Here is a 7,252-nt window from a genome sequence, read left to right as displayed (position 1 = left end):
GGGCGACGACGGCTGTGGCCAGGCGCGAGGTGGGAGCCCGTATGCAGGACCAGACGATCGGCGGCTACCTGGAACGGCTCGCGGCCCGCGAACCGGCACCCGGCGGCGGGGCGGCAGCCGCCCTGCACGCGGCGCAGGGCGCGGCGCTGCTCGCGATGGTGGCCCGCTACACCACCGGCGAGAAGTACGCCGCACATGCCGCGCAGGTCGCCGCGATCACCACGGCGGCCGACGAACTTCGGTTGCGGGCACTGGAGTTGGCGCAGGAGGACGCGCGGGCGTTCACCGCCGTCACCGACGCGTACAAGTTGCCGCGGGCCGAGGCCGAGCAGAAGGCGGCCCGGTCCCGGGCGATCGCCGACGCGCTCGCGGGCGCCGCCCGGCCGCCGGCCGACGTGATCGCCGTCGCCGCCCGGGTGGTCGAACTCGCCGAGGAACTGCTGCCGTTCGGCAACCCGAACGTCGTGACCGACGTCGCCGCCGCCACCGAGGCCGCGCGCGCCGCGGCCACCACCGCCCGGGTGAACGTGGAGATCAACCTCGGCGGCATCAAGGACGAGGCGCTACGGGCCGAACTCACCGCCGTCATCGACGGAGTCGACCGGCTCGCCAGCCGCGCCCAGGCCGTGACCGAGGCCGTACGCAAGGAGATCGCCCGATGAGCGCCGCACCTGCGGCGAACCTGGACGGCCGCCCGTGCGCCGCCGAGATCCGGGCCGAAGTCGCCCTTGCCGCAGCGGAATTGGCGGCAGGCGGCGGCCGGCCTCGGCTGGCCGTGGTGGTCGCCACCGAGGACGAGTCGACCGCCTGGTACGTGCGCTCCATCGCGCGCGCCGCCGAGAGAGCCGGGCTCGCCTGCGACCTCGTGACGCTGCCCGCCGACAGCGAACCCCGGCTCATCCGCGAGGAGTTGGAGCGGCTGAGCGCGGACCGGTCCGTGCACGGCGTCATCCTCCAGACCCCGCTGCCCAAGGGCGCGGTCGCCGCCGAGCTGGCCGCCGCGCTCGACCCGGCCAAGGACGTCGACGGCGCGAACCCGTTGAGCCTGGGCCGGCTCGCCGCCGGGCTGCCCGCCTTCGCGCCCGCCACCGCCGAGGCCGTCGTCCAGCTGCTGGACTTCCACGACGTCCCGCTCTCCGGCCGTACGGTCGCGGTCGTCGGCCGCTCCACGGTGGTCGGCAAGCCGCTGGCCCACCTGCTGCTGGACCGGGACGCCACGGTGACCGTCGCCCACTCCCGCACCGCCGACCTGCCGGCCGTCACCCGGCAGGCGGACATCGTGGTCGCGGCTGCCGGCCGGATCGGGCTGATCACCGTGGAACACCTGCGCCAGGGCGCGGTCGTGGTCGACGTCGGCACCAACCCCACGCCGGAGGGCGGGCTGATCGGCGACGTGGCCGCGTCGGCCGCCACGCAGGCGGGCGCCGTCTCGCCGGTGCCCGGCGGCGTGGGCCCGATCACCACGGCGCTGCTGCTGCGGCACACCGTGCTCGCCGCCCGGCGGGCGGCCGAAGGGTGACCAACGGCGGGGCCGGACATGACAGATGCCATCGCCGACCCCGCACATCCGGCTCTGCCGCCGGCTCCCCCGCGGACGCGAAGCCGTGTCCGTGGCGAAGGCGATCCTGCGGGGCGGGAAGACCCGCAAGATCGCCGTCGGCCTGATCGCGCTGCGCGTCGACGTACACTTCGCGTTCGGCCTGATCGGCGTCGCGGCGACCTCGCCGGCCGCGCACTCGCCTTCGAACTGCTCATGTGCGCCGCTACCGTCGCCCTGCTCGCCGTCGAACAGCGGACCATGCTGCGGGCGCTCGACGCGGACCCGTAACCGCCCGCGCGGTACTACGCACCCGCCCCGTCCCGGACATCCGCTCCGCCGCGCGGCACGGGTACCGCCATCTCCCCAACCGGGCTTGGTTCTTGGGTCCGGAGCCCGTCGCCCTCGGGGTGAAGACGATCCGCCATCCCGATCACAGAATGTGCCCAGCCATGTACGGTATGTAGTAGGTTGCCGGTTCTGAGACCCTCCGGAGTCCTCTCGGCATCCTCCGGTTCGCGCGCCCTCACGCGGCCGCAACCGGTCCCGCCATTCGGATTCTCCCCCAGGAGGATGTAATGCAGGACGCGACCAAGTCCGCCAGGATCGCTGAGACCTTCCGCCGGTTCGACATCAACGGCGACGGCCGCATCGACAAGTCGGACTTCGAGGCGATGGCGCACCGCTTCATCGAGGCCCTCGGCGAGTCGTCCGACTCGCCCAAGGCGCAGGCCGTGATCACCGCTTTCGGCCGCCAGTGGAGCGACGGCCTGGCCCGCCGCGCCGGCATCGACGAGAACGGTTCACTCACGCCCGACGCCGTCGACGAGGTCGTCGCCGAGTACGTGTACGCCGACGGCGGCCGCGGTTACCACGAGTCGGTGCGCCCGACGATCCTGGCGTGCGTCGAGCTGGCCGACAAGGACGGCAACGGCGTTCTCGACCAGCAGGAGTTCGAGGGCCTGCTCCGCGCTCTCGGCGTCAAGCGCGACGACGCCTCAACGGCGTTCCGCAGCCTGGACACCAACGGCGACGGCATGCTCTCGACCGACGAAGTGGCCGCCGCCTGGCGGTCGTTCTACCTCGACGAGCAGGACGGGAACAAGAAGACCGCCCTGCTCGGAAGCGGTGTCTGACCGACCTCGGCGACGCGCTGCTGATGCCTGCCTGTGTGTCCGCCCGATTCGGGGCGGACACACAGGCATGCCGACGCTCGGAAACGCCGCTGCCATCCGCCCGCTGCGCGTGCCGGGCGACGCATCGGCGGGCACTCGACGGGAGTGCCCGGCTGCCGCAACCGATCACGGGACGACGACGAATGACTGTGCTTGACCGGCGGTGTGCGGCCGCGACCTCCGCCGCCGTCCTGGATCTGGTACTCGGGTACCAGAGACTGCTCCCGGCTGCCGAGAGCCCACACGCCTCACCCTGCCGCTCCTGCCGCGAGACCCACCTGCGCCGGGTCGAGGGCCACGTGGCGGCCGGCCGGCCGATCCCCTTCGTGCTGCCCGCTTTTCCCGCGAAGTCGCCGAACCCGGCGAAGGTGCTCGGCCACATTCCGGACCTCGCCGAGGAGATGGCGCTGACCTTCCTCGACGCCGTGTGCGAACAGGTCCGCGAGATCCATCCGCCCGGCGCCCGCCTGCTGATCTGCTCCGACGGCCGTGTCTTCGCCGACGTGGTGAGCATCCCCGACGACCACGTCACCGCCTACCAGTACGGCCTTCGCCACCTCCTGGAACGCATGGCCGCCCGCCACCTGGACCTGTTCGGCCTCGACCAGGTCTACCCGGGCATGACGCACGAACAGATGCGGGAGAAGCTCACGGCGAACCACTGCGACCCACCCGAAACGTTCCATCGCGACGTCCGCGCCGGCGGTCCGGCCCTGCACCTGTACCGCGGGATCACCCGCTTCCTCTACGAAGACGCCCGATCCCCCGACTACACGGGAAGCAACTCCGCACTGCAACGGGATTGCCGCAAGCGCGCGTACGAGGTCATCGCCCGAAGCCAGGCATGGAGCAACCTGCTCGCCGAGCTGTACCCCGACTCGGTCCGCCTCTCGATCCACCCCCAGCCCTGCTCCCACCACAAGCTCGGCATGCACCTCGTGGACCGGTCGTCGGCCGGTGACCGGTGGCTCACCCCCTGGCACGCGGTGGCGGCCGAACACCAGGGGCGCCGGCTGCTGATGAAGCGCCGGACCGCCGAGGCACTCGGCGGCCGTGTCGTCACCCGCGGCGGCCGCCCCTCCCACTTCGTCCTTCCCGCCCACCTACCGGAGCTTTCGATCACGTGAGCGCATCCTCCCCGCCCGCCGCGAAACCGTCGCGCACCTCGCGCACCTCGCACCCCTCGCGCACCCTCGGCGCCGACACCGCCACCCCGCACTGGACCACTTCGGCGCCGGCCCCGTTCGGCGTGCTGGTCACCAGCCACGAACCGGACCTTCCCTGGTCCCAGGTGCCGGTGCCCGTACTCCGGGAACTGGCACGAACCCGGCAACTCGTCGTCCTGCGCGGCTTCAGCGCTCCCACCAGCCCCGGCCAACTCGACCGCTACGGCCGCCTGTGGGGCCAGGTGATGCAGTGGCCGTTCGGCACCGTCCTCGATGTGCTCGCCCACCAGGACCCCGAGGACCACGTCTTCGACACCGGCTTCATGCCCATGCACTGGGACGGCATGTACGTCAGCCACATTCCCGAGTTCCAGATCTTCCACTGCGTCACCGCCCCGGAACGGACCGAGGGCGGACGAACCCTGTTCAGCCACACCGGTGCGCTGCTCGCGGCCACCGACGCCGGCACGCGAGACCGGTGGGCCCGCGCCACGCTGCGCTACCGCAACGCCAAGGTGAGCCACTACGGCGGGCACGTCACCTCACCGCTGATCGGCGAACACCCCTTGTCCGGCAAGCCCGTTCTCCGCTTCCTCGAACCGGTACCCGACGGCGAGAACATCGCCAACCCTCCCGAGGTGCTCGTGCAGGGCGTCGAAGAGGACCAGGCACAGGCGCTGCTCGCCGAGGTCCGCGCCGCCGTCTACGACCCGCGGTACCTGTACGCCCACGCATGGGAGCAGGGCGACATCGTCATCGCGGACAACCACACCCTGCTGCACACGCGGGAGCCGTACCGGCGCGGAGTCCCCCGGCACCTTCGACGCGTCCACGTCCTCGGCGACCCCCCGCTGGAGAACCCGGCCCTTCCCGGACGCTGAACCCCTCCCCGAGATCCCTCCCCCGAGTCCTTCGGATTGCGACACGTACATGACTATCGATCTGTCCCTCGACCCGCGGCGCGCAACGGTCCGCGTCGTACCGGCGCTCCTTCGTTCGTGTCACCTGGGTCCCTCGCTGTCGGCCACCTTCCTCGTCGCCCTGCTGGCGGTCGGCGCCGGGCGCGGCGCCATCGGCTCGGCCGCGGTCGCCGCCGCCGCCTTCACCGGGCAGTTGTCGATCGGATGGTCCAACGACGCCATCGACGCGCGGCGCGACATCGCCACCGGCCGGCTGGACAAGCCGATCGCCACCGGCGAACTCTCCGCCACCTTCGTCGGCACAGCGGCGGCCGTGGCGCTCGCCGTATGCATCCCGCTCTCCCTCCTCAACGGGCTGTCGGCCGCGGCGGCGCACCTGTGCGGCATCGTGGCGGCGGGCTGGATCTACAACGTCAAGCTCAAGCGCACCATCTGGTCACCGCTGACCTACGCCTGGGGGCTCGGTTCCTGGCCGTTCTTCGTCACGCTCGGTCTGCCGGGCGGCCCTTGGCCCGCCTGGTGGGCACCCGTCGGCACCGCCCTGCTGGGCATCGGGATGCACCTGACGAACGTCCTCCCCGACATCGAAGGGGACCTCGCCACCGACGTACGCGGCCTGCCCCAACTCCTCGGCCGCACGCTGTGCTGCTTCCTGGCGCCACCACTGCTGCTGGCGTCCGTCGTCGTGCTCGCCGCGGGTCCGGCCGGAGCGATGACGGCCGTCGATGTCTCGCTGGTGGCCCTCGCCGGGCTCATCGCGGTCGTCTTCGCCGCCGTCCCGTCCGCGACGCGAAGCCGGGGCGCCTTCCGGGCCACCCTCCCCATCTCGGCCATCGCCGTGGCGTTGCTCCTCATCCACAGCGCGCAGTTGGCCTGACCGAAGTGCGCGGTTGGCCTGACCGACGTCGAACGGATCATGCTGCGGGCGCTCGACGCGAACTCGTGAGCGCCCGCGGTACGGCCGCACCTATGCTGAACAGGCAACAGCCGAGCGGGCAGGCGCCGAGCGGGCAGGACCTCCGCCTCTCGTGCCCGTCCGGTCCGCCCGGACCCGGTCGGTCTCAACCGGCTTCAGCAGCAGGACCGTCCGAAAGGCAGCGCGACATGAGTTCCCGTACCGCAGTCGTCACCGGTGCGAGCGGCGGCATCGGCGCCGCGACCGCCCGCAGGCTCGCCGAGGCCGGCTACCACGTCGTACTCACCGCCCGCCGCACCGACCGACTCGACGCGCTCGCCAAGGAGTTGACCGCCGACGGCCGCAGCGCCTCCGTGCACGCCCTGGACGTCACCGACCGGGCCGCCGTCGACGCCTTCGCCGCCTCCCTCGACGCCCTGCCCCCGCTGCACGTCCTGGTGAACAACGCGGGCGGCGCACTCGGCACCGACCCGGTCGCCACCGCCGACCCCGCCGAGTGGCGCACCATGTACGAGGTCAACGTGCTCGGCGTGCTCAACGTCACCCAGGCGCTGCTGCCCGCGCTGATCGGCTCCGGCGACGGCACCGTCGTGGTGCTCTCCTCGACCGCGGGCCTGGGCACGTACGAAGGCGGCGGCGGCTACGTGGCGGCGAAGCACGGCGCCCATGTCATCGCCGAGACGCTGCGCCTGGAACTCAACGGCGAGCCGGTGCGGGTGATCGAGATCGCCCCCGGCATGGTGAAGACCGAGGGGTTCGCGCTCACCCGCTTCCACGGCGACGCCGCCCGCGCCGAGGCCGTCTACGCCGGCGTGCCCGAGCCTCTCACCGCCGAGGACGTCGCGGACACCGTCGCCTGGGCCGTCACCCGCCCCTCCCACGTCAACGTGGACCTGCTGGTGTTGCGGCCGCGCGCCCAGGCCAGCAACTCCAAGGTGCACCGCGAGCAGTGAGGCGCACGACGTGACGCGTGCGGCGCACCATGCGCCGCACGCGTCACACGCCATCCGTCGTCCGTCGTCCGTCGTCCGGCCGCGCCCTACGTGGGCACCGTGATCGCGAACACCGCGCTGAAAGCGATCACCACACCGCAGAACGCCACCACCGCGACCATGCTCGCCGCGTTCTTCACGGCCCCCGGCGCGGCCGCCGTCGCCTTCTCCGGCCGAGCGGCCGTGTAGTGCACGGTGACGTAGTCGCCCTCCACCCGCGTCGCCGGCCCGTCCCGCTCCTCGAACCGGATCTCCCGCCCGTCCGCCGTGGTGAACCCGTACACATGGTGATGGGTCGAGCTGTTCTCGTGATGCGTCGTGTACGCCCGCAGGCACCGCGCCTCGGCCGTCAACCCGCTCCGCCATGCGGCCCGCAGCTCCAGCGCCCGCCGCACACTCGCGACCGCCACCCCCAGCGCCACCAGCCCGATCAGCGCAGGCACCGCATAGAACACCGCATCCATACCGCGTCCCCCACGTACTTCCCCCGTCCGACCCGCAATCCGAGCCGTGTGCCCGGGAGAGTAAACCCCCCCACCCCCCCAC

8 protein-coding genes are annotated in these 7,252 nt (G+C 72.3%); 7 read left to right on the top strand and 1 reads right to left on the bottom strand.

What is annotated here, in order from left to right:
• The first annotated feature begins 41 nt into the window (after positions 1 to 41).
• From AC13HU_RS27480 to AC13HU_RS27450, 7 genes are all read left to right on the top strand, one after another.
• Positions 42 to 662, top strand: a complete 621-nt coding sequence (locus AC13HU_RS27480) for a cyclodeaminase/cyclohydrolase family protein (protein ID WP_483044644.1) — start codon at positions 42 to 44, stop codon at positions 660 to 662.
• The gene (locus AC13HU_RS27475) at positions 659 to 1,519 is read left to right on the top strand and encodes a bifunctional 5,10-methylenetetrahydrofolate dehydrogenase/5,10-methenyltetrahydrofolate cyclohydrolase (protein ID WP_483044643.1); all 861 of its coding nucleotides are present in this window, start codon (positions 659 to 661) and stop codon (positions 1,517 to 1,519) included. The genes AC13HU_RS27480 and AC13HU_RS27475 overlap by 4 nt, the downstream gene beginning before the upstream one ends.
• Positions 1,520 to 2,115: 596 nt before the next feature.
• Positions 2,116 to 2,673, top strand: a complete 558-nt coding sequence (locus AC13HU_RS27470; protein ID WP_483044642.1) for an EF-hand domain-containing protein — start codon at positions 2,116 to 2,118, stop codon at positions 2,671 to 2,673.
• Between the two features lie 182 nt (positions 2,674 to 2,855).
• Positions 2,856 to 3,839: an L-tyrosine/L-tryptophan isonitrile synthase family protein gene (locus tag AC13HU_RS27465; RefSeq protein ID WP_483044641.1), complete on the top strand. Its 984-nt coding sequence runs from the start codon at positions 2,856 to 2,858 to the stop codon at positions 3,837 to 3,839.
• Complete coding sequence (locus AC13HU_RS27460) at positions 3,836 to 4,759, top strand: TauD/TfdA dioxygenase family protein (protein ID WP_483044640.1); 924 nt, start codon at positions 3,836 to 3,838, stop codon at positions 4,757 to 4,759. The genes AC13HU_RS27465 and AC13HU_RS27460 overlap by 4 nt, the downstream gene beginning before the upstream one ends.
• Positions 4,760 to 4,808: 49 nt before the next feature.
• Positions 4,809 to 5,675 (top strand): UbiA family prenyltransferase, encoded by an 867-nt coding sequence (locus AC13HU_RS27455; protein WP_483044639.1) that lies wholly within the window; start codon positions 4,809 to 4,811, stop codon positions 5,673 to 5,675.
• A gap of 227 nt (positions 5,676 to 5,902) precedes the next feature.
• A complete protein-coding gene (locus AC13HU_RS27450; protein WP_483044638.1) occupies positions 5,903 to 6,667 on the top strand; it encodes an SDR family NAD(P)-dependent oxidoreductase in 765 nt (254 codons plus the stop codon).
• Positions 6,668 to 6,753: 86 nt separating this feature from the next.
• Here the strand turns inward: AC13HU_RS27450 and AC13HU_RS27445 are convergent, their stop codons facing one another.
• Positions 6,754 to 7,170 (bottom strand): DUF3592 domain-containing protein, encoded by a 417-nt coding sequence (locus tag AC13HU_RS27445; RefSeq protein WP_483044637.1) that lies wholly within the window; start codon positions 7,168 to 7,170, stop codon positions 6,754 to 6,756.
• Between the last annotated feature and the right edge of the window lie 82 nt (positions 7,171 to 7,252).

The organism is Streptomyces sp. NH27 (assembly GCF_056859195.1).
Note: the sequence above shows the minus strand (reverse complement) of the source record. Positions and strands in the feature narration are given on the sequence as shown.

Bases quoted from the DNA above. Each gene is read 5' to 3' on its own strand.
- AC13HU_RS27480 (WP_483044644.1), top strand. From the start codon at position 42: ATGCAGGACCAGACGATCGGCGGCTACCTGGAACGGCTCGCGGCCCGC.
- AC13HU_RS27475 (WP_483044643.1), top strand. From the start codon at position 659: ATGAGCGCCGCACCTGCGGCGAACCTGGACGGCCGCCCGTGCGCCGCC.
- AC13HU_RS27470 (WP_483044642.1), top strand. From the start codon at position 2,116: ATGCAGGACGCGACCAAGTCCGCCAGGATCGCTGAGACCTTCCGCCGG.
- AC13HU_RS27465 (WP_483044641.1), top strand. From the start codon at position 2,856: ATGACTGTGCTTGACCGGCGGTGTGCGGCCGCGACCTCCGCCGCCGTC.
- AC13HU_RS27455 (WP_483044639.1), top strand. From the start codon at position 4,809: ATGACTATCGATCTGTCCCTCGACCCGCGGCGCGCAACGGTCCGCGTC.
- AC13HU_RS27450 (WP_483044638.1), top strand. From the start codon at position 5,903: ATGAGTTCCCGTACCGCAGTCGTCACCGGTGCGAGCGGCGGCATCGGC.
- AC13HU_RS27445 (WP_483044637.1), bottom strand. From the start codon at position 7,170: ATGGATGCGGTGTTCTATGCGGTGCCTGCGCTGATCGGGCTGGTGGCG.